Annotated in this window: 15 protein-coding genes and 1 pseudogene; all 16 read left to right on the top strand. The window is 40.6% G+C overall.

What is annotated here, in order from left to right; translation table 11 throughout:
- Positions 1-1233 (top strand): aminoacyltransferase, encoded by a 1233-nt coding sequence (locus QM408_RS02465; RefSeq protein ID WP_414373473.1) that lies wholly within the window; start codon positions 1-3, stop codon positions 1231-1233.
- Between the two features lie 78 nt (positions 1234-1311).
- Positions 1312-2013 (top strand): M57 family metalloprotease, encoded by a 702-nt coding sequence (locus QM408_RS02460; RefSeq protein ID WP_001267186.1) that lies wholly within the window; start codon positions 1312-1314, stop codon positions 2011-2013.
- A 38-nt stretch (positions 2014-2051) separates the two neighbouring features.
- Positions 2052-3899, top strand: a complete 1848-nt coding sequence (uvrC, locus tag QM408_RS02455; RefSeq protein ID WP_001061166.1) for an excinuclease ABC subunit UvrC — start codon at positions 2052-2054, stop codon at positions 3897-3899.
- Complete coding sequence (locus QM408_RS02450) at positions 3889-4743, top strand: metallophosphoesterase family protein (protein WP_000680852.1); 855 nt, start codon at positions 3889-3891, stop codon at positions 4741-4743. Before uvrC ends, QM408_RS02450 begins: the two co-directional genes overlap by 11 nt.
- A gap of 173 nt (positions 4744-4916) precedes the next feature.
- Positions 4917-5522, top strand: a complete 606-nt coding sequence (locus tag QM408_RS02445) for a nitroreductase family protein (protein ID WP_000670177.1) — start codon at positions 4917-4919, stop codon at positions 5520-5522.
- 13 nt (positions 5523-5535) lie between these two features.
- Complete coding sequence (gene pepV, locus QM408_RS02440; RefSeq protein WP_000125031.1) at positions 5536-6936, top strand: dipeptidase PepV; 1401 nt, start codon at positions 5536-5538, stop codon at positions 6934-6936.
- A gap of 53 nt (positions 6937-6989) precedes the next feature.
- Positions 6990-7568 (top strand): uracil-DNA glycosylase family protein, encoded by a 579-nt coding sequence (locus QM408_RS02435; protein ID WP_033686520.1) that lies wholly within the window; start codon positions 6990-6992, stop codon positions 7566-7568.
- 114 nt (positions 7569-7682) lie between these two features.
- Positions 7683-7970 carry a rhodanese-like domain-containing protein gene (locus QM408_RS02430; RefSeq protein ID WP_025172880.1) on the top strand — a complete coding sequence of 96 codons (288 nt, stop codon included), beginning with the start codon at positions 7683-7685 and terminating at the stop codon, positions 7968-7970.
- Positions 7971-8245: 275 nt separating this feature from the next.
- Positions 8246-9571: a branched-chain amino acid transport system II carrier protein gene (gene brnQ / locus QM408_RS02425; protein ID WP_049502024.1), complete on the top strand. Its 1326-nt coding sequence runs from the start codon at positions 8246-8248 to the stop codon at positions 9569-9571.
- Between the two features lie 97 nt (positions 9572-9668).
- A complete protein-coding gene (locus QM408_RS02420) occupies positions 9669-10706 on the top strand; it encodes a M42 family metallopeptidase (RefSeq protein ID WP_238095803.1) in 1038 nt (345 codons plus the stop codon).
- A 1-nt stretch (position 10707) separates the two neighbouring features.
- The gene (locus QM408_RS02415; protein WP_414373465.1) at positions 10708-11178 is read left to right on the top strand and encodes an HIT family protein; all 471 of its coding nucleotides are present in this window, start codon (positions 10708-10710) and stop codon (positions 11176-11178) included.
- A gap of 2 nt (positions 11179-11180) precedes the next feature.
- Entirely contained in the window at positions 11181-11897 is a 717-nt protein-coding gene (gene ldcB, locus QM408_RS02410) for an LD-carboxypeptidase LdcB/DacB (RefSeq protein ID WP_223340408.1), read from the top strand.
- A 122-nt stretch (positions 11898-12019) separates the two neighbouring features.
- A complete protein-coding gene (gene rplK, locus QM408_RS02405; RefSeq protein WP_001085807.1) occupies positions 12020-12445 on the top strand; it encodes a 50S ribosomal protein L11 in 426 nt (141 codons plus the stop codon).
- A 207-nt stretch (positions 12446-12652) separates the two neighbouring features.
- Complete coding sequence (rplA, locus tag QM408_RS02400) at positions 12653-13342, top strand: 50S ribosomal protein L1 (protein WP_001085675.1); 690 nt, start codon at positions 12653-12655, stop codon at positions 13340-13342.
- 65 nt (positions 13343-13407) lie between these two features.
- Positions 13408-14094 (top strand): annotated as a pseudogene (locus tag QM408_RS02395) (LPXTG cell wall anchor domain-containing protein); the annotation flags it as partial.
- Between the two features lie 407 nt (positions 14095-14501).
- Entirely contained in the window at positions 14502-21809 is a 7308-nt protein-coding gene (locus QM408_RS02390) for an Ig-like domain-containing protein (protein ID WP_414373462.1), read from the top strand.
- Positions 21810-22014 lie beyond the last annotated feature (205 nt).

Here is a 22014-nt window from a genome sequence, read left to right as displayed (position 1 = left end):
ATGGCACTAACTACACTCATGAAAGAAGAGTTTCAGGCTTATTCTGATCAGGTTTCTTCTCGTTCCTTTATGCAATCTGTTCAGATGGGGGACTTGTTAGAAAAAAGAGGGGCTCGAATTGTTTATCTTGCTTTGAAACAAGAAGGAGAGATTCAAGTTGCAGCTCTGGTTTATAGCTTGCCCATGCTGGGTGGTCTGCATATGGAGCTCAATTCGGGGCCGATTTATACCCAACAAGATGCTCTTCCAGTTTTTTATGCGGAGTTAAAAGAATATGCCAAGCAAAATGGTGTATTAGAGTTGCTTGTAAAACCTTATGAAACTTATCAAACTTTTGATAGTGAAGGTAATCCAATAGATGCTGAGAAAAAAAGTATTATTCAAGGTTTAACTGATTTAGGTTATCAATTTGATGGTTTAAAAACAGGTTACCCAGGTGGAGAACCGGATTGGTTATATTGTAAAGATTTGAATGAGCTAACTGAAAAGACCTTGCTTAACAGTTTTAGTAAAAAGGGGAAAGCTTTGGTGAAAAAGGCTGATACATTTGGTATTCAGTTGAAAAAATTAAATCGTGAAGAACTTTCAATTTTTAAGAATATAACAAAAGAAACCTCTGAACGTAGAGAATATAGTGATAAAAGTTTAGAATATTATGAGCACTTTTATGATTCATTTGGAGAACAAGCGGAGTTTGTAATTGCTAATCTAAATTTAGGAGAATATATACAAAATTTAATACATAAGCAAAAAGAATTATCTGAAAAAATAGCTACCTCACTACTCTTATTAGAACAATATCCAGATTCTGCACAAAAGAAAAAAGAACACAAAGAATTGGCTAGGCAGTATGAAAGCTTTGAAGTTCGAAAAGCAGAAGCACGAGAGTTGATTGAAAAATATGGAGAGAAAGATCTTGTCTTAGCAGGTAGTTTATTTATTTATATGCCTCAAGAAACGACCTATCTTTTTAGTGGTTCCTATACTGAGTTTAATAAATTTTATGCACCAGCTTTGCTTCAGAAATATGTTATGTTGGAAAGCATAAAACGTGGGATCCCTAAATACAACTTCCTAGGGATTCAAGGGATTTTTGATGGTAGTGATGGTGTTTTGCGTTTTAAACAAAATTTTAATGGCTATATTGTACGCAAAGCGGGTACTTTCCGTTACCATCCATCACCTTTAAAATACAAAGCTATTCAGTTATTCAAAAAAATATTAGGACGTTAAGATGAAAAAGCCAGTATTTAGCTTTCTTTCAGCTTGATTTAGTAAAATAGTCTTTATTTGCTAGAAAGGTGGAGAGACATGCGCTGGATTTTTTGTTTGATAGGGGCTTTCTTTTCTTTTGTGTGGCGTTTGTTTTGGCGCCTGGTTTGGATAGTTGTGCTCTTATGTGCGTTTGCTTTCGGACTTCTCTGCTATCTGAACGGGGATTTTCAAGGAGCGCTAAAGCAGGCAGAACGGTCAGTCAAGATTGGTCAACAAAGTATCGACCGATGGGAAAAAACAGGGCAACTGCCTAAGTTGAACCAGACAGATAGCCACCAGCATTCTGAAGGAAGGTGGCCACAGGCCTCTGCTCGTATTTACTTGGATCCCCAGATGGATTCACGCTTTCAAGAAGCTTATTTAGAAGCGATTCAGAATTGGAATCAAACGGGTGCTTTTAACTTTGAAATTGTCACCGAGTCCAGCAAGGCAGATATCTTGGCTACGGAGATGAATGACGGAGGTACTCCTGTGGCAGGAGAGGCGGAAAGTCAGACCAATCTCTTAACAGGACAATTCTTGTCTGTAACGGTGCGTCTGAATCATTATTATCTGTCCAATCCTGACTATGGCTATTCCTATGAGCGCGTTGTCCATACGGCAGAACATGAGTTGGGTCATGCGATTGGCTTGGACCATACAGATGAGAAGTCTGTCATGCAACCTGCGGGTTCCTTTTATGGTATCCAGGAAGAGGATGTTGCAAACCTTCGAAAAATATATGAGACTAGTGAGTAGGGAACAATCTTTCCCTACTTTTTTGCTATAATGGAATTATGAACAACTTGATTAAATCAAAACTAGAGCTCTTGCCGACCAGCCCTGGTTGTTACATTCACAAGGATAAAAACGGTACCATTATCTATGTAGGAAAGGCTAAAAATCTGCGTAACCGCGTGCGGTCCTATTTTCGTGGAAGTCATGATACCAAGACGGAAGCTCTGGTGTCTGAAATTGTAGATTTTGAATTTATTGTTACGGAGTCTAATATTGAGGCACTTCTCCTAGAAATTAATCTGATCAAGGAAAATAAGCCTAAATACAATATCATGCTCAAGGATGATAAGTCTTATCCTTTCATCAAAATCACTAATGAGCGCTATCCTCGTTTAATTATCACCCGTCAGGTCAAGAAGGACGGCGGTCTCTACTTTGGACCTTATCCAGATGTGGGGGCAGCCAATGAAATCAAGCGGCTGCTGGATCGAATTTTCCCTTTTAGAAAGTGTACCAATCCACCGTATAAGGTCTGTTTTTACTACCATATCGGCCAATGCATGGCCCACACTATCTGTAAGAAGGATGAGTCCTACTTCAAGTCTATGGCTCAGGAGGTTTCTGATTTCCTAAAAGGGCAGGATGACAAAATCATTGATGACCTCAAGGGCAAAATGGCAACGGCAGCCCAGTCTATGGAGTTTGAACGTGCGGCAGAATACCGTGACCTGATTCAGGCTATTGGAACGCTTCGAACCAAGCAACGGGTCATGGCTAAGGATCTCCAGAATCGTGATGTCTTTGGCTACTATGTGGACAAGGGTTGGATGTGTGTGCAGGTTTTCTTTGTCCGTCAGGGAAAACTCATTGAACGTGACGTCAATCTATTCCCCTACTACAATGATCCGGATGAGGATTTTCTAACCTATGTAGGACAATTCTATCAAGAAAAATCTCATCTAGTTCCCAATGAGGTGCTGATTCCGCAGGATATTGACGAAGAAGCTGTCAAGGTCTTGGTGGATACCAAGATTCTCAAACCCCAGCGTGGAGAGAAAAAGCAACTAGTCAATTTGGCTATAAAGAATGCTCGAGTCAGTCTAGAGCAGAAGTTCAATTTGTTAGAAAAATCTGTCGAAAAGACCCAAGGAGCTATTGAAAATCTAGGTCGTTTGCTCCAAATTCCCACCCCAGTTCGCATCGAGTCCTTCGATAACTCCAACATCATGGGAACTAGTCCTGTTTCAGCCATGGTGGTCTTTGTCAACGGAAAACCTAGTAAGAAGGATTACCGTAAGTATAAAATCAAGACTGTCGTCGGGCCAGACGACTATGCTAGTATGCGAGAGGTCATTCGCAGGCGCTATGGTCGAGTACAGCGTGACGGTTTGACTCCTCCAGATTTGATTGTGATTGATGGGGGACAAGGTCAAGTCAATATTGCCAAGCAAGTCATTCAAGAGGAGCTGGGCTTGGATATTCCCATTGCAGGTCTGCAAAAGAATGATAAGCACCAAACCCATGAATTGCTCTTTGGAGATCCGCTTGAGGTGGTGGAGTTATCTCGCAATTCTCAGGAATTTTTCCTCCTCCAACGTATACAAGATGAGGTCCACCGCTTTGCTATAACTTTCCATCGCCAACTGCGCTCGAAAAATTCTTTTTCATCACAACTGGATGGAATTGAAGGGCTGGGACCTAAACGCAAGCAGAATCTCATGAAGCATTTCAAGTCTCTAACAAAAATCAAGGAAGCCAGTGTGGATGAGATTGTCGATGTTGGAGTACCTAGAGCTGTTGCAGAGGCTGTGCAGAGGAAGTTGAACCCGCAGGAAGCAGTGGAATTAGCTCAAGTGGCGGAAGAAAGAGTAGATTACCAAACGGAAGGAAACCACAATGAAACATAAAATCGCAATTTTATCAGATATTCATGGAAATGCGACGGCTTTAGAAGCAGTGATTGCAGATGCTAAAAATCAAGGAGTCAGTGAATACTGGCTTCTGGGAGATATTTTTCTTCCCGGTCCAGGTGCAAGTGACTTGGTAGCCCTGCTAAAGGACCTTCCTATCACAGCCAGTGTTCGAGGCAATTGGGATGATTGTGTCCTTGAGGCCTTGGATGGTGAATATGGTTTGGAACATCCACAAGAAATCCAGTCAATGCGAATGACCCAGTTTTTGATGGAGCGAATGGATCCTGCAACGATTGTCTGGTTACGAAGCTTGCCTTTGCTGGAAAAGAAAGAGGTTGCTGGGTTGCGCTTTTCTATCTCTCATAATTTACCTGACAAAAATTATGGGGGTGACTTGTTGGTTGGGAATGATACAGAAAAATTTGACCAACTGCTAGATGAGGAAACGGACGTGGCAGTCTATGGTCATGTCCACAAGCAGTTGCTTCGTTACGGCAGTCAAGGGCAACAAATCATCAATCCAGGGTCGATTGGCATGCCCTATTTTAATTGGGAGGCGTTAAAAAATCACCGTGCCCAGTATGCCGTGATAGAAGTTGAAGATGGGGAATTGGTAAATATCCTATTTCGTAAAGTCGCTTATGACTATGAAGCGGAGTTGGAGTTGGCCAAATTCAAGGGGCTTCCTTTTATCGAAATGTATGAAGAGCTACGACGAGAAGACAACTATCAGGGGCACAATCTGAAACTCTTAGCCAATTTAATAGAAAAGCATGGGTATGTAGAGGATGTGAAGAATTTCTTGGAGGCTATAAAGTCAGAATATAAGATGGACTAGTTTCTTTAAGCAGCTGAAAATTAATTGGAACTGGATGAGGGGATTCCTGATTTAAATGGTTTTCTTCATTCGGTTGCTTATCCTTGTTCCAGTTTGTTTCTACGAAAAATCTCTGCAAGCTCTTTCAAATTATGGTAGAATGGAAGCAGTAGAATTAGAAAAGGAAATCGATTATGAAATTTCTTGAATTAAATAAAAAACGTCATGCGACTAAGCATTTCACTGATAAGCCAGTTGATCCTAAGGATGTGCGTACGGCTATCGAAATTGCAACCTTGGCACCAAGTGCCCACAACAGCCAGCCTTGGAAATTTGTGGTGGTACGTGAGAAAAATGCCGAACTAGCAAAATTGGCTTACGGTTCAAACTATGAACAGGTATCATCAGCGCCTGTAACTATTGCCTTGTTTACAGACACAGATTTGGCTAAACGTGCTCGTAAGATTGCCCGAGTTGGTGGTGCTAACAATTTCTCAGAAGAGCAACTTCAATATTTTATGAAGAATTTGCCTGCTGAATTTGCCCGCTACAATGAACAACAAGTCAGCGACTACCTAGCTCTCAATGCAGGTTTGGTTGCTATGAACTTGGTTTTGGCTCTTACAGACCAAGGAATCGGATCAAATTTGATCCTTGGATTTGACAAATCAAAAGTCAATGAGGTTTTGGAAATTGAAGACCGTTTCCGCCCAGAACTTTTGATTACAGTGGGTTACACAGACGAAAAATTGGAACCAAGCTACCGCTTGCCAGTAGATGAAATCATCGAGAAAAGATAGGAAGAAGAAAAAAATGACAGCAATTGATTTTACAGCAGAAGTAGAAAAACGCAAAGAAGCCCTCTTGGCTGACTTGTTTAGCCTTTTGGAAATCAACTCAGAACGTGATGATAGCAAGGTTGATGCTGAGCATCCATTTGGACCTGGGCCGGTAAAAGCCTTGGAAAAATTCCTTGAAATCGCAGACCGCGATGGCTACCCAACTAAAAATGTTGATAACTACGCAGGACATTTTGAGTTTGGTGATGGCGAAGAAGTTCTCGGAATCTTTGCCCACATGGACGTGGTGCCAGCTGGTAGCGGTTGGGACACAGACCCTTACACACCAACTATCAAAGATGGTCGTCTCTATGCGCGTGGGGCTTCAGATGACAAGGGACCTACAACAGCTTGTTACTATGGTTTGAAAATCATCAAAGAATTGGGACTTCCAACTTCTAAGAAAGTTCGTTTCATCGTTGGAACAGATGAAGAATCAGGTTGGGCAGACATGGACTACTATTTCGAGCACGTAGGACTTGCAAAACCAGACTTTGGTTTCTCTCCAGACGCTGAATTCCCTATCATCAATGGTGAAAAAGGAAATATCACGGAATACCTCCACTTTGCAGGTGAAAATGCGGGTGCTGCCCGTCTTCACAGCTTTACAGGTGGTTTGCGTGAAAACATGGTACCAGAATCAGCAACAGCAGTCGTTTCAGGTGATTTGGCTGACTTGCAAGGGAAACTAGATACTTTTGTTGCAGAACACAAACTCAGAGGAGAAATTCAAGAAGAAAACGGTCAGTACAAGGTTACCATCATTGGTAAATCAGCGCATGGTGCTATGCCTGCTTCAGGTGTCAATGGTGCGACTTACCTAGCCCTCTTCCTTAGCCAGTTTGACTTTGCTGGTCCAGCCAAAGACTACCTTGACATCGCTGGTAAGATTCTCTTGAATGATCATGAGGGTGAAAGTCTCAAGATTGCCCATGTGGATGAAAAGATGGGTGCCCTTTCTATGAATGCTGGCGTCTTCCGCTTTGATGAAACAAGCGCTGATAATACCATTGCCCTTAATATCCGCTATCCAAAAGGAACAAGCCCAGAGCAAATCAAGTCAATCCTTGAAAACTTGCCAGTTGCTTCTGTTAGCCTTTCTGAACACGGTCACACGCCTCACTATGTGCCAATGGAAGATCCACTTGTCCAAACCTTGTTGAATGTCTATGAAAAACAAACTGGTCTTAAAGGTCACGAGCAAGTCATCGGTGGTGGAACCTTTGGTCGTTTGCTAGAACGCGGTGTTGCCTACGGTGCTATGTTCCCAGACTCAATTGACACCATGCACCAAGCTAATGAATTTATCGCCTTGGATGATCTCTTCCGAGCAGCAGCAATCTATGCCGAAGCTATTTACGAATTGATCAAATAAAACGATAGAAGTCTGAGATTGTATGCTTGGACTTCTTTTTGGAGGGAGAGTAGATGTCTCAAATTGAAAAAATCAAGCAGGCTATTATGGCAGATCCGCAGAATGCTACCTATACAGAGCGTGGCATTGAGCCTCTCTTTGCAGCACCAAAGACTGCTCGCATCAATATCATCGGTCAGGCACCGGGGCTTAAAACCCAAGAAGCAGGACTTTATTGGAAAGATAAGAGTGGTGACCGCCTGAGAGACTGGCTAGGTGTGGATGAAGATACCTTTTACAATTCAGGATATTTTGCTGTTCTGCCTATGGATTTCTACTTTCCAGGACATGGCAAGTCAGGAGACTTACCACCGAGAGCAGATTTTGCAGAAAAATGGCATCCACAGCTCTTGCAAGAATTACCAGATATCCAATTGACCCTCTTGATTGGCCAATATGCCCAAGCCTACTATTTACAGGAGAAAGTCAGTGGCAAAGTGACAGAACGGGTAAAACATTACCAGAACTACTTGCCAACCTATTTTCCACTAGTTCACCCCTCGCCGCGAAATCAAATCTGGATGGCCAAAAATCCTTGGTTTGAGTCAGAAGTGGTGCCAGATTTGAAAAAAAGAATTAAAACTATTTTATAGTCAATGAAAATCAAAGAGCAAACTAGGAAGCTAGCCGCAGGCTGTACTTGAGTACGGTAAGGCGACGCTGACGTGGTTTGAATTTGATTTTCGAAGAGTATTAGGAGAAAAAGAATGAAAGAAATTTCCTTTGACGCATTTTACCAGCTTTACCAAAATGACCAACTTTCTCTAGTGGACGTGAGAGAAGTGGATGAGTTTGAAGCTCTTCATTTAGAAGGTGCTCAGAATCTTCCTCTGAGTCAATTAGCTGATACTTATGATCAATTGGACAAGGATCAGTTACATTATGTTATTTGTAAATCTGGAATGAGATCGGCGCGTGCTTGCCAATTCCTATCAGAACAAGGTTATGAGGTTATCAATGTCCAAGGTGGCATGATGGCCTTTGAAGAACTATAATACTCAATGAAAATCAAAGAGCAAACTAGGAAGCTAGCCGCAGGCTGTACTTGAGTACGGCAAGGTGAAGCTGACGTGGTTTGAAGAGATTTTCGAAGAGTATAAACATTAGAATTTTCTCCTACTTGGTGTGGACTGGGTAGGGGATTTTATTTTTAGATAATTCTCATTTTTAAGAATCTTGAAAACATTCAATATTTACTTCGTGAAGCTTTTTTCATACTCCTATTCATGATATACTAGGTCAGTATTTTATAAATATGAAGGAGATTTTCATGGCTAAAAAAGGTGCCCTAACAGGTTTACTCCTGTTTGGAATATTTTTTGGTGCGGGGAACTTGATTTTTCCGCCTTCTCTAGGTGCTCTATCTGGAGAACATTTTCTTCCTGCCATCGCAGGTTTTGTCTTTTCAGGTGTCGGTATCGCCGTCTTGACTCTTATTATTGGAACGCTAAATCCTAAAGGATATATCTACGAGATTTCAACAAAGATAGCGCCTTGGTTTGCGACTCTTTACCTCTCAGTTCTTTACTTGTCAATCGGTCCATTCTTTGCTATCCCACGTACTGCTACAACAGCTTACGAAGTAGGGATTAGTCCTCTTTTGTCGGATGCAAATAAAGGTCTTGGTTTGATTGTCTTTACAGTTCTGTATTTTGCAGCAGCCTATTTGATTTCGCTTAATCCATCAAAAATTTTGGACCGTATCGGCCGTATTTTAACTCCAGTCTTTGCGATTTTGATTGTTATCTTGGTTGTTCTGGGAGCTTTCAAATACGGTGGAACCAGTCCTCAAGTTGCTTCAACTGCTTATCAAGCTTCTGCCTTTGGTACAGGTTTCCTAGAAGGTTACAATACCTTGGACGCCCTTGCCTCAGTTGCCTTTAGCGTAATCGCAGTTCAAACCTTGAAACAACTTGGATTTTCAAGTAAGAAAGAATACATTTCAACTATTTGGGTTGTTGGTATCGTTGTTGCCCTTGCCTTCAGCGCTCTTTACATCGGTTTAGGTTTCCTTGGAAATCATTTCCCAGTACCAGCTGAAGCGATGAAGGGTGGAACGCCAGGTGTTTACATCTTGTCACAAGCGACTCAAGAAATCTTTGGCTCAACAGCTCAACTCTTCCTTGCAGCTATGGTTACCGTAACCTGCTTCACAACAACGGTTGGTTTGATTGTGTCTACAGCTGAGTTCTTTAATGAGCGCTTCCCACAAATCAGCTACAAGGTTTATGCGACAGCCTTTACCTTGATTGGATTTGCCATTGCTAATTTGGGTCTTGATGCGATTATCAAGTACTCCATTCCAGTATTGGTTATCTTGTACCCAATCACGATTGCTATCGTTATGATTGTCATTGTCAACAAATTTGTGGCTCTTTCAAAACCAGGTATGCAGTTGACAATTGCTATTGTTACAGCTATTGCCATTGCAAGCGTACTAGGAAGCTCGTTTAAGGTTGAGTTTCTTGCGAATCTTGTCAACGCTCTTCCTTTTGCTAAGGCATCACTCCCATGGTTGGTACCAGCCATTGTCGGAATCTTGCTCTCATTGGTTCTACCAAACAAGCAAGAAAGCGATGTTTTTGAAATGGAATAATCACTAAAATCACTTTTGTAGCCAAGTCTGCAGGAGTGATTTTCTTTTTTTATCCGATGATAAATGTGTTATAATAGGTAGCAAAAGAGGTGAAGAAATGAATCAAACAGTAGAATATATCAAAGAACTGACAGCTATTGCATCGCCAACGGGCTTCACTCGTGAGATTGCGGACTATTTAGTCAAGACTCTAGAAGGTTTTGGTTACCAGCCGGTTCGCACAGCCAAGGGCGGTGTCAATGTGACCATCAAAGGTCAAAATGATGAAGAGCACCGCTATGTGACTGCCCATGTGGATACGTTGGGTGCTATTGTCCGTGCTGTCAAACCAGACGGCCGTCTCAAAATGGACCGTATCGGTGGTTTCCCTTGGAACATGATTGAAGGAGAAAACTGTACTGTTCACGTAGCTAGCACAGGTGAAAAAGTATCAGGAACCATCCTCATCCACCAAACTTCTTGCCATGTCTATAAGGATGCAGGAACTGCAGAACGCACTCAGGACAATATGGAAGTGCGTTTGGATGCAAAAGTGACCAATGAAAAAGAAACTCGTGCTCTTGGTATTGAGGTCGGTGATTTTATCAGCTTTGATCCACGAACCGTCGTGACAGAGACAGGTTTTATCAAGTCTCGTCATTTGGACGATAAGGTCAGTGCAGCGATTTTGCTTAATCTGCTTCGTATTTATAAGGAAGAGAAGATTGAATTGCCCGTAACAACCCATTTTGCTTTTTCAGTCTTTGAAGAAGTGGGCCACGGTGCTAATTCTAATATCCCTGCTCAGGTAGTAGAATATCTGGCTGTGGATATGGGAGCTATGGGAGATGACCAGCAAACTGACGAATATACAGTGTCTATCTGTGTCAAGGATGCTTCTGGACCTTATCACTATGACTTCCGTCAACACTTGGTTGCCTTGGCGAAAGAACAAGACATTCCATTTAAGTTGGATATCTATCCATTTTATGGTTCGGACGCTTCAGCGGCTATGTCTGCAGGGGCTGAGGTTAAACACGCTCTACTTGGTGCTGGTATCGAGTCTAGCCACTCATATGAGCGCACTCATATTGACTCGGTGGTTGCAACGGAACGTATGGTTGATGCTTATCTTAAGAGCGCATTGGTAGACTAATATGTGTTTGATTTGCCAGAGAATTGAGCTCATCAAGAAGGGAGAAAGTCCCTATTTTGTCAAAGAGTTGGAAACAGGCTATCTTGTGGTTGGAGACCACCAGTATTTTGCAGGCTATAGTCTCTTTCTAGCCAAGGAACATGTCACCGAATTGCACCATTTGAAAAAGGAGACAAGACTCCATTTTCTAGAAGAAATGAGTTTAGTCCAAGAGGCAGTTGCCAAGGCCTTTGCTGCTGAGAAAATGAATATCGAACTGCTAGGAAATGGCGATGCCCATCTTCATTGGCATCTGTTTCCTAGACGAAGAGGTGATTTGAATGGACACGGTCTTAAGGGACGTGGTCCAGTCTGGTGGGTTCCTTTTGAAGAAATGACAGCAGAAACCTGCCAAGCAAAACCGGATGAGATTAAAAGATTAGTCAAACGTTTATCGTTAGAAGTAGATAAATTATTAGAAATAAAGGAGTAGAAATGAAAAAAAGATACCTTATCTTGACAGCTTTGCTAGCCTTGAGTCTAGCAGCTTGTTCACAAGAAAAAGCAAAAAATGAAGATGGCGCAGCTAAGACAGAACAAACAGCCAAAGCTGATGGAACAGTCGGAAATAAGTCTCAAGAAGCTGCCCAGAAAAAAGCAGAAGTGGTTAACAAAGGAGACTACTACAGCATCCAAGGGAAATACGATGAAATCATCATAGCCAATAAACACTATCCATTGTCAAAAGACTACAATCCAGGGGAAAATCCAACAGCCAAGGCTGAGTTGGTCAAACTCATCAAAGCGATGCAAGAGGCAGGTTTCCCGATTAGCGATCATTACAGTGGTTTTAGAAGTTATGAAACTCAGACCAAACTCTATCAAGATTATGTCAACCAAGATGGGAAGGCAGCAGCTGACCGTTACTCTGCTCGACCTGGCTATAGTGAACACCAGACAGGTTTAGCCTTTGATGTGATTGGGACAAATGGTGATTTGGTGACAGAAGAAAAAGCGGCCCAATGGCTCTTGGACCATGCGGCTGATTATGGTTTTGTTGTCCGTTATCTCAAAGGCAAGGAAAAGGAAACAGGCTATATGGCTGAGGAATGGCACCTTCGTTATGTCGGAAAAGAAGCTAAAGCAATTGCTGAGAGTGGTCTCAGTTTGGAAGAATACTATGGCTTTGAAGGCGGAGATTACGTCGATTAAAAAATAAACTTTTCTCTTGCAATTCTAGATAAATAGTGTATAATAGATGGGTATGTGTAAAGCATACTTGTGGGAGGTAAAAATCTCTAATTACCGCCAAAACCACAAAGGAGGATTTAAAAATGGCTAAAAAAGTCGAAAAACTTGTAAAATTGCAAATCCCTGCTGGTAAAGCTACACCAGCTCCACCGGTTGGACCTGCTCTTGGTCAAGCTGGTATCAACATCATGGGATTCACAAAAGAGTTCAACGCTCGTACAGCTGACCAAGCTGGTATGATCATTCCAGTTGTTATCTCAGTTTACGAAGATAAATCATTTACTTTCATCACTAAAACACCACCAGCTGCTGTTCTTTTAAAAAAAGCTGCAGGTGTTGAAAAAGGATCAGGTACACCTAACAAAACTAAAGTTGCTACAGTTACTCGTGCACAAGTACAAGAAATTGCAGAAACTAAGATGCCAGATTTGAACGCAGCAAACGTAGAGTCTGCAATGCGTATGATCGAAGGTACTGCTCGTTCTATGGGATTCACTGTTGTTGACTAATTAATAACACAGTAGAAAATCTCACAGCAGTCTATTAGTTGCTTTTCATACTAGGCAAGTGACTGAAGCTTGTACTTGGGTACAGCAAGGGAGCTTAAGGCCGTAGGAAGAGAAAAATAATAGACTGAAAACCCGCAAGACTTCATCATTTCGAGGAGTGACGTGGGAGATGAAAATCGATTGAACCACTTACAAGGAGAATAGAAAATGGCTAAAAAAAGCAAACAACTTCGTGCTGCTCTTGAGAAAATCGACAGCACAAAAGCATACAGCGTAGAAGAAGCTGTAGCACTTGCAAAAGAAACTAACTTTGCAAAATTTGACGCAACTGTAGAAGTTGCTTACAACTTGAACATCGACGTTAAAAAAGCTGACCAACAAATCCGTGGAGCAATGGTATTGCCAAACGGTACTGGTAAAACTTCACGCGTTCTTGTTTTCGCACGTGGTGCAAAAGCTGAAGAAGCAAAAGCTGCTGGTGCAGACTTTGTTGGTGAAGATGACCTTGTTGCTAAAATCAACGACGGTTGGTTGGACTTCGACGTAGTTATCGCTACACCTGACATGATGGCTCTAGTTGGACGTCTTGGACGTGTCCTTGGACCACGTAACTTGATGCCAAACCCTAAAACTGGTACTGTAACAATGGATGTTGCTAAAGCAGTTGAAGAGTCTAAAGGTGGTAAAATCACTTACCGTGCTGACCGTGCAGGTAACGTTCAAGCAATCATCGGTAAAGTATCATTTGAAGCTGAAAAATTGGTTGAAAACTTCAAAGCTTTCAACGAAACAATCCAAAAAGCAAAACCAGCTACAGCTAAAGGAACTTACGTAACAAACTTGACTATCACAACTACTCAAGGTGTTGGTATCAAAGTTGACGTAAACTCACTTTAATCAGTAGTTTATATCAGAGAACGAGTACGAAAGTGCTCGTCTTTTTGTCTTTAGTTTTATTTTGTGATATCCCAGGATACCGCTTCGTAGAGACTAAGAAACTTCCAAATGGCGATGTAGAACACGTTTATGAGAAAGTTAAGACAAGTCATAAGGATAAAGACGGAAACGAAATTCCAAACTATCCAACAGAAGACGGTGACCAATCTAAGAAAGATATTCCAGATTACCGCTTCGTAAAAACTAAGAAACTTATAAATGGCGACATCGAACATGTCTACGAAAAAGTAACACCACCAGCTCCAACACCTTCACCTGTTCCTCAACCAAACCCAGGTAATCAAAATACAACTACTTGGACTGATGAGAATGGAAATCCATTGAAACCAACTGAGCCAGGTTCTAAAGAACCAGGAACAATTTCAGGTTACGAATATGTGAAGACTGTGACAGATCCAAATGGAAATATCAGACATATCTTCAGAAAAGTTCAAACACCAACTTCAGTTGAAGCAAGTCAACCAGTACAACCAGTTTCTCCACAAGAGCCAACAAGCCCTGAGAAACCAGTAACTCCAGACATGCCAGTAGTACCTTAGCAACCAAAATAACCAGCAACACCTAAATATGTTGAAGGTCAAAAAGAGTTGCCAAATACTGGAACAAAAGATAATGCAAGCCTAGCAGCACTTGGACTTCTCGGAGTATTGAGCGGATTTAGTCTTGTATCTAGCAAGAAGAAGGAAGATTAATTAAAATCTTTCTGATGAAAGAATATAGTAGAAAACCAATGATGTAAAAGTCATTGGTTTTTGAAATTTCCAAATATTTTCTGAGAATAGCCTTGCTAATAATCGATAAAAAATAGTAAAAATTTATCTTCGTATTACTAAAAAGAGAATAAACACTTAAAATATAAAAATATATTTATTATTATAAAGAAGAAAATAAGTTTGAAATGTGAAATTTACTTACTATAGAGCAAATTTTTAGTCGAATTGCTTGCTTATAATATAAGAGTGTGATATCATTAAAATGTATCTAAAGTACGAATATTCGACATAAAAAAACATTGTTATGTTAAATGTTTAAAAAGGCCGAATTTTTTGTGCATAAGTACATTAAAAATGAAATAAATTATAAGGAGGTTGTGGGTCTCATGCAAGGCAAACAACAACAAGATTTTCGAACGGAAAAGTACATTCGTTACGGTATTCGTAAGTATAGCTTTGGAGCGGCATCAGTAGCGATTGCAGCTGGTTTGATGTTCCTAGGTAACGGTGCGGTATCAGCAACTGAAGTACAATCAGCTGAAACAGCTATTTCAACACCTGCTCCTAGTCAAGATGATAAGGAGAAGGAAAAGGCCGAGCTTAAAGCTGAAACAGTAGAAACTGTAAAACCTGAAGTGAAAGCAGAAGAGGATAAGAAAGTAAACAAGGCTATCCTTGAAGCAAGTGTTGCAACTTTAGAGTCTAAACTTTCAACTGCTAAATATGCAGATGCTACAGTAGTAAGTTCAGCTAAGGAAGTATTGGCAACAGCTAAAGCAACTCTTGCCAAAGCAGATGCTAGCCAAGCAGATGTAGATGCACAAGCAGAAACTGTATCAGCATTGAGCACAGTTGTAACTGAGTCAAATACTGCTGGTTTCGATAAGAAACAAGCGGCTGAAAAAGAAGCTGCGAAAGCAGAAGCAGAAAAAACTGCAACTCCAGCTGAAAAAGCTCTTTCAGTAGCAACAACAACTCTTACACAAGTATCATCAGAAGCTGAAGTAACCAACAAATTAGCTGAGACTGAACTTGCTAAGGCAGACGTTAAAGAAGAAAACAAGGCAGCAGTTACAGCAGCAGTAGCTAAAAACCAAACAGTTCTTGCTGAAACGAAAACACTTTTAGCTGATAAGAGTGTTACAAAAGAGCAAGTAGATGCTCAATTGGAGCGTCTGAACGAGTCTATTCTTGCAGTATATAATGAATTAAAAAATGCAGGAATTGGTCGCGATGGTAAATTTGCTGTTAACCTAGATGAAGTACAAACAACAGGTCTTAAAGATGCCTCTACTGAAACAGGTACAAAATGGTTAGAAGATCACGGTTATTCTTCTTTAGCTGATGTTCCTATAAAAACTGATAAAAAAGAAATTGCCAAGTTAAATGATCAAATCCAATGGTTAGACTTTGGTGATAATGCTGCTTGGGAAAACCGCGAAGCAAACGGACAACTAAAAGTTGGATCAGTCTATACTAAAGAATTGATTCCAGGCTATATCGTTAAATTAACTGTTAAAGAATTAAAACCGTTTGAATCAACTGAAGTATATAAAAATCGTGTAGCAGGTACTGAACACGCAGCTTCTTATGATCCGAACAAGGAAAATAAATTTAACCAACCAACTGGAATAGGTGGTTCAGCGCAAACAAGATATACAAACATTAAAGCGAGTGGTATCGACACCGGAAGTGCTAAAACTACGATTGCAGGTACTAAAGCGGATGGTAAACCTGGAGACGGTCAAGCAGCAGGTGTGCTTTTCTCTGTTTCAGCAACATATAATGGAAAACCAGTTAAACCAGGTATCGTAATGGCATCTGGTGAAGATATCAGTGCAGGTTCATTAGAAGCTGAAATTTATACTACCAATGGTACACCTTGGGAACTTGCAGGTGTGCTAGGGAATGATAAACAAAACAAGCCATATAAACCTGTCACTGAGTTTAAAGGATTTAATACAAATGTTCCTATTACAAATTGGAATACACCAGAATTTGAAAAAGCTTTGAAAGCAGGAGTTTTCTCTACTAAAGATGCTGCAACTGCAGGCTTGGGCTCTCAAGTATTTGGTGCGTATTCAAATGGTGGAAACTATGCTAACCCTATCGTATCTACTGCTAATGTAAGTGAAGTTGGACTATATATCATGGCTGGTGGTCAACAATCATCTATGATTGGGGTCAAGTTCTCTGACTTTGGTGATCTTCCAGAGTCTTATGGTGTTGCTGAACACTATTTAAGAACACAAACTGTTGATTATATAACTAAAGCAACTAAACAAATCCAACAACCATACTTAGGTAAAGTAAAAGCTGATATCGACTCAGCTCCAGGTACTCGTGTAATTGGTGTTGACTCAGATGATGATAAAGAGACTGCCGATGAAGGTGTAGATCAACTTATTGCTCCAGACAATGTACATATCAACAAAGATACAGGTCGTCCAGAAGTTCAATTAGTTAGAGGTCCGGATAACACTTATAAAATTAAAGTTCGTGCTTCAGCTAACGGAAATGAAAAATTTGATGGTACTGTAGAACCAGCTTATGTTCGTGGATTTATCGATTTCAATGGTAATGGTAAATTCGATAAAGGTGAAGAATCTAATATTGCGGAAGTAAATGGAAATGATCAAACAGTAGAATTAACATTTACAAATACTCAAGTAGTTGATACTACTAAAAATGTTGTAAACTTCCGTGTGCGTATTGCTACAGAAGAATCTCAAGTAGAAAAACCAATCGGTATTGCTTACTCAGGGGAAGTAGAAGATAACCAAATTCAAGTAATTCACCCACCACGTGGAGATAAAGAAGAAACTACTGGGAAACAAGGTGAAACTCAATCAGTTGGTATCGAGTTCAGAACACGTCCATTAGGTGACGATGCATCTGACTTAGGTTCTAACAACGGTAAAACTACCTTCAACTCATACGGTAAAATTCAGTATACTGAACAAAGCAATGTAATCAGCGCTGAAACTACTAAGAAAGCTCAAGGTGGCGTTAAAATTGTTGATCGTGACAACCTAGTTGATACTCTTAAAGTTCCAGGTCAAGGTACATACACAGTGCTAGAAGATAAAGTGATCTTCACTCCAGAAGCTAACTTTGTAGGTAAAGCTGATGGTATTGCACTACGAGCAGTGGACTCAAATGGTGAATCTACTGGATGGACTGCATTAACAGCTCAAAACGGTCTTGAAAACATCAATGATGGTACACATTCAACGACTACAAAAACTATGGATGCTGTTTATATTCCAACAGTTACTCCAAAAGAAATCACAGCAGACCCAGAAACATCAACTGATGTTCAAGGTAAAGCACAGAAGAAAACACCAACATTTACAGCAGGTGCAGATACAGAGAATCCAACACCAGTAACTCCAAGTGCTACTTCCCCAGCTAAATTAATAGATCCAGCAACAAGAAAAGTAACTGATGCAACATCTGTAACCGTAGAAGGACAAGGAACTTACACAATCAATCCAACAACAGGAGAAGTAACATTCCAACCACTTCCAACATTTACAGGAACTGCAACTGGAGTAGGTGTATCCCTAACAGCACAAGTAGGTCAAGATAAAGACGGCAATCCTGTAACAGCTACAGCTACTACCACTTATACACCAACAGTAACAGCTGTAACACCAACAGCAGATCCAGCTACTTCAACTGGTATTCAAGGTGAAACACAAAAAGGAATACCAACATTTACAGAAGGAAATGCAGAAGTACCAATTAAAGAAAACTCACATAAACTTCTAGATAAAGAAGGAAATGAAGTTCCAGCAGGACAAACAACTCCAGCATACGCTGAAGATGGAGTAACTCCAGTAGGTACTTACTCAATCGACCCAGCAACAGGAGAAGTAACATTTACACCAACAGACAAATCTTACACTGGTAAAGTTACACCAGCTAAGGTTCAAGCAGAAGATAAGAATGGAACAAAAGTTTCAACAACTTACACTCCAAACATCGTAGGCGTAACGCCAACAGCAACTCCAGATGAATCAACAGGAGTTCAAGGTGAAACTCAAGAAGGAACAGTTTCATTTGCACCAGGTGAAACAACAATTGGTGGTGAGAAGAAATCAGTTCCAATCAAAGCAAACTCAGCTAAATTGTTGAATGCAGATGGCTCAGAAGCAACTGGACCAGTAGATGCATTGGATGAGAAAGGTAACAAGGTTGGAGAATACACAATTGATCCAGCTACTAACAAAGTAATCTTCACACCAACTGATAAGACTTATGTTGGTAAAGTTCAACCTGCTAAAGTACAAGCTGAAGATGAAAATGGAACAAAAGTACAAACTACTTACACACCAACAATCGTAGGCGTAACCCCAACAGCAGAACCAGCTGAAACAACAGATGTACAAGGTGTTGAACAATCTAAAGAAGTAACATTCAAACCTGGTAAAGCAACTGTTAACGGTGTTGAAAAAGAAGTACCACTTAAAACTGATTCATTTACACTATTAGATGAAGATGGACAGCCAGCTACATCAGTACCAGCTAAAAACCCAGCGGGAGACGTTATCGGTACTTACACACTTAAAGTTGTAGACGGTAAAGTAACTGCAGTATTTACACCAACTGATAAAACATATGCAGGAGAAGTTGAACCAGTTACTATCCAAGCTAAAGATACAAATGGAACTCCAGTAACGACAACTTATACTCCAAACATCACTCCGGTAGAACCAACAGGAACACCAACAACATCTGAAGGTGTACAAGGACAACCTCAAGAAGGAACTCCAACATTCACTCAAGGTGACGATAAAGTTCCTATGAAGATTGATAATGAGCAACCAGCGAAATTGATTAATCCAGATACTGGAAACCCAACTGATGAAACAACAATTCCGGCAAAAGATGATAAAGGAAACACAGTTGGTACATACACTATCGAACCAACAACAGGTAAAGTAACATTCACACCAAACAAAGACTTTGTAGGTACTCCAGTACCAGCGACAGTTCAAGCGAAAGATGCGAATGGAACACCAACAACAGCTACATACACCCCAACAGTAACACCAGTAGTTCCAACAGCAGAACCAGCTGAAACAACAGACATCCAAGGTAAAGAACAAACTGGCAAACCAACATTCACACCAGGGGCTGATGAAGTACCAATGGATGATGATACTCCAGCGACATTCGAAGACGGTTCAAAAGAAAAAGTAATTCCAGGCGAAGGAACATACACAATAGCTCCAGACGGAACAGTAACCTTCACACCAGAGAAGAACTTCACAGGTAAAGGAACAGGCGTAACCGTTAAACGTGTAGATAAGAATGGTACACCAGTAACAGCTAAATACACACCAACAGTAGCACCAGTAACACCAACAGGAACAGACGCTGTAACAGAAGATGTTCAAGGTTCAACTCAAACAGGTAAACCAGTATTCACACCAGGTAAAACAACAGTTAACGGTGAAGAAAAAACTGTAGAATTATCTGATAAACCAGCTAAATTGGTAGATCCGAAAACAGGTGATCCTGTTGATTCAGTAACTATTGAAGGTGAAGGAACATACGAAGTAGCACCTGACGGAACAGTTACATTTACACCAGAGAAGAACTTCACAGGTAAAGGAACAGGTATCACAGTTCAACGTGAAGATAAGAATGGAACACCAGTTAAAGCCACTTACACACCAGTTGTGAAACCAGCAACACCAACAAGTTCAGATGTTATCACTACAAATGTTCAAGGTGCTACTCAATCAGGAACACCAACATTTGAAGGTGGAAAAGTAACAGTTAACGGTGAAGAAAAAACTGTTGAAATCGACGAAACAGTTAAACCAACATTTGACGATGGTACAACTGAGAAGAAAGTACCAGGTGAAGGAACATATACGATCGATGAGAACGGCACAGTAACCTTTACCCCAGAGAAAACATTCACTGGTCAAGCAACAGGTGTAACTGTTAAACGTGTAGATAAGAATGGCACACCGGTAACAGCTAAGTACACTCCAGTAGTTGTTCCAGTAACGCCAACTTCAAAAGACACTGAATCAGAAGGTCCAAAAGGACAACCTCAATCAGGAACACCAACATTTGAAGGTGGAAAAGTTACAATCAACGGTAAGGAAGTTCCAGTTGAAATCGATGAAACTGTTAAACCAACATTTGACGATGGCACAACTGAGAAGAAAGTACCAGGTGAAGGAACATACACAATCGATGAAAACGGTAAAGTAACCTTCACACCAGACCCTGACTTCGTAGGTAAAGCAACAGGTGTAACAGTTAAACGTGTAGACAAGAACGGCACACCAGTAACAGCTACTTACACACCAACAGTTCGTCCTGATACTTCATTTGTTGATAAAGATGGTAACCCACTTTCACCAACAGAAGATGGAACTAAACCAACTAAAGATATCCCAGGATACAAGATTGTTAAGACTGAAGTGGATGAAAAAGGAAATACAAAACACATCTACGAAAAAGTCACAACTTCATTCAAGGATAAAGAAGGAAACGTAATTCCAAACTATCCAACAGAGGATGGCGAACAACCTAAGAAAGATATCCCAGGCTACCGCTTCGTAGAGACTAAGAAACTTCCAAATGGAGACACAGAACACGTCTACGAAAAAGTTAAGACATCATTCAAGGATAAAGAAGGAAATGAGATTCCAGAAAATCCAAGTGAAGATGGCGACCAACCTAAGAAAGATATTCCAGGCTACCGCTTCGTAGAGACTAAGAAACTTCCAAATGGAGATACAGAGCACGTCTACGAAAAAATTAAGACATCATTCAAGGATAAAGAAGGAAATGAGATTCCAGGAAATCCAAGTGAAGATGGCGACCAACCTAAGAAAGATATTCCAGGTTACCGCTTCGTAGAGACTAAGAAACTTCCAAATGGAGATACAGAACACGTCTACGAAAAAGTTAAGACATCATTCAAGGATAAAGAAGGAAATGAGATTCCAGGAAATCCAAGTGAAGATGGCGACCAACCTAAGAAAGATATTCCAGGTTACCGCTTCGTAGAAACTAAGAAACTTCCAAATGGAGATACAGAGCACGTCTACGAAAAAGTTAAGACATCATTCAAGGATAAAGACGGAAACGAGATTCCAGGAAATCCAAGTGAAGATGGCGACCAACCTAAGAAAGATATCCCAGGTTACCGCTTCGTAGAGACTAAGAAACTTCCAAATGGCGATGTAGAACACGTTTATGAGAAAGTTTCAACACCACTTATTCCTCAAACAGAGCCATATAATCCAACACCAACACCAGTTACAGAAAAAGTATTAACAACTTATGTAGATGAAAATGGTGAATTGATTATTCCAAATGAAAATGGATCACATCCAGGTAAGTCATTAGAAGGTTATGAGTTAGTTCGTACAGAAACAGATGCTAATGGAAATGTTCGTAATGTTTACCGTAAGATTCAATCTCAAAAACCAGTACAACCAGTTGAGCCAGCTACTCCAGCAATGCCTGAACAGCCAGCTAAACCTCAAGTACCGGCTACTCCAGCACAACCAGTACCAGCAACAGCAGTAAAAGAAGCTGAAGCTAAGCGTGAATTGCCAAATACTGGTACAGAAGACCATGCTAACCTTGTAGCACTTGGACTTCTAGGAGTATTGAGTGGATTTGGTCTTGTAGCTCGCAAGAAGAAAGAAGACTAAGCTTTCTGATTGATATGATTTGTTTGCAATAAACATATCTGTTTAAACCTGATGAATCATTTGATTCGTCAGGTTTTTTGGCTCTTTGTCAACTGTAGTGGGTTGAAGAAAAGCTAAGATCGAGAAAGGACACATTTCGTCCTTTCTTTTTTGATATTGAGAGCGATAAAAATCCGTTTTTTGAAGTTTTCAAAGTTCCGAAAAC

The sequence above is a fragment of the Streptococcus mitis genome, assembly GCF_047464965.1.
In the GTDB taxonomy this organism is placed as follows: domain Bacteria; phylum Bacillota; class Bacilli; order Lactobacillales; family Streptococcaceae; genus Streptococcus; species Streptococcus mitis_DU.
Note: the sequence above shows the minus strand (reverse complement) of the source record. Positions and strands in the feature narration are given on the sequence as shown.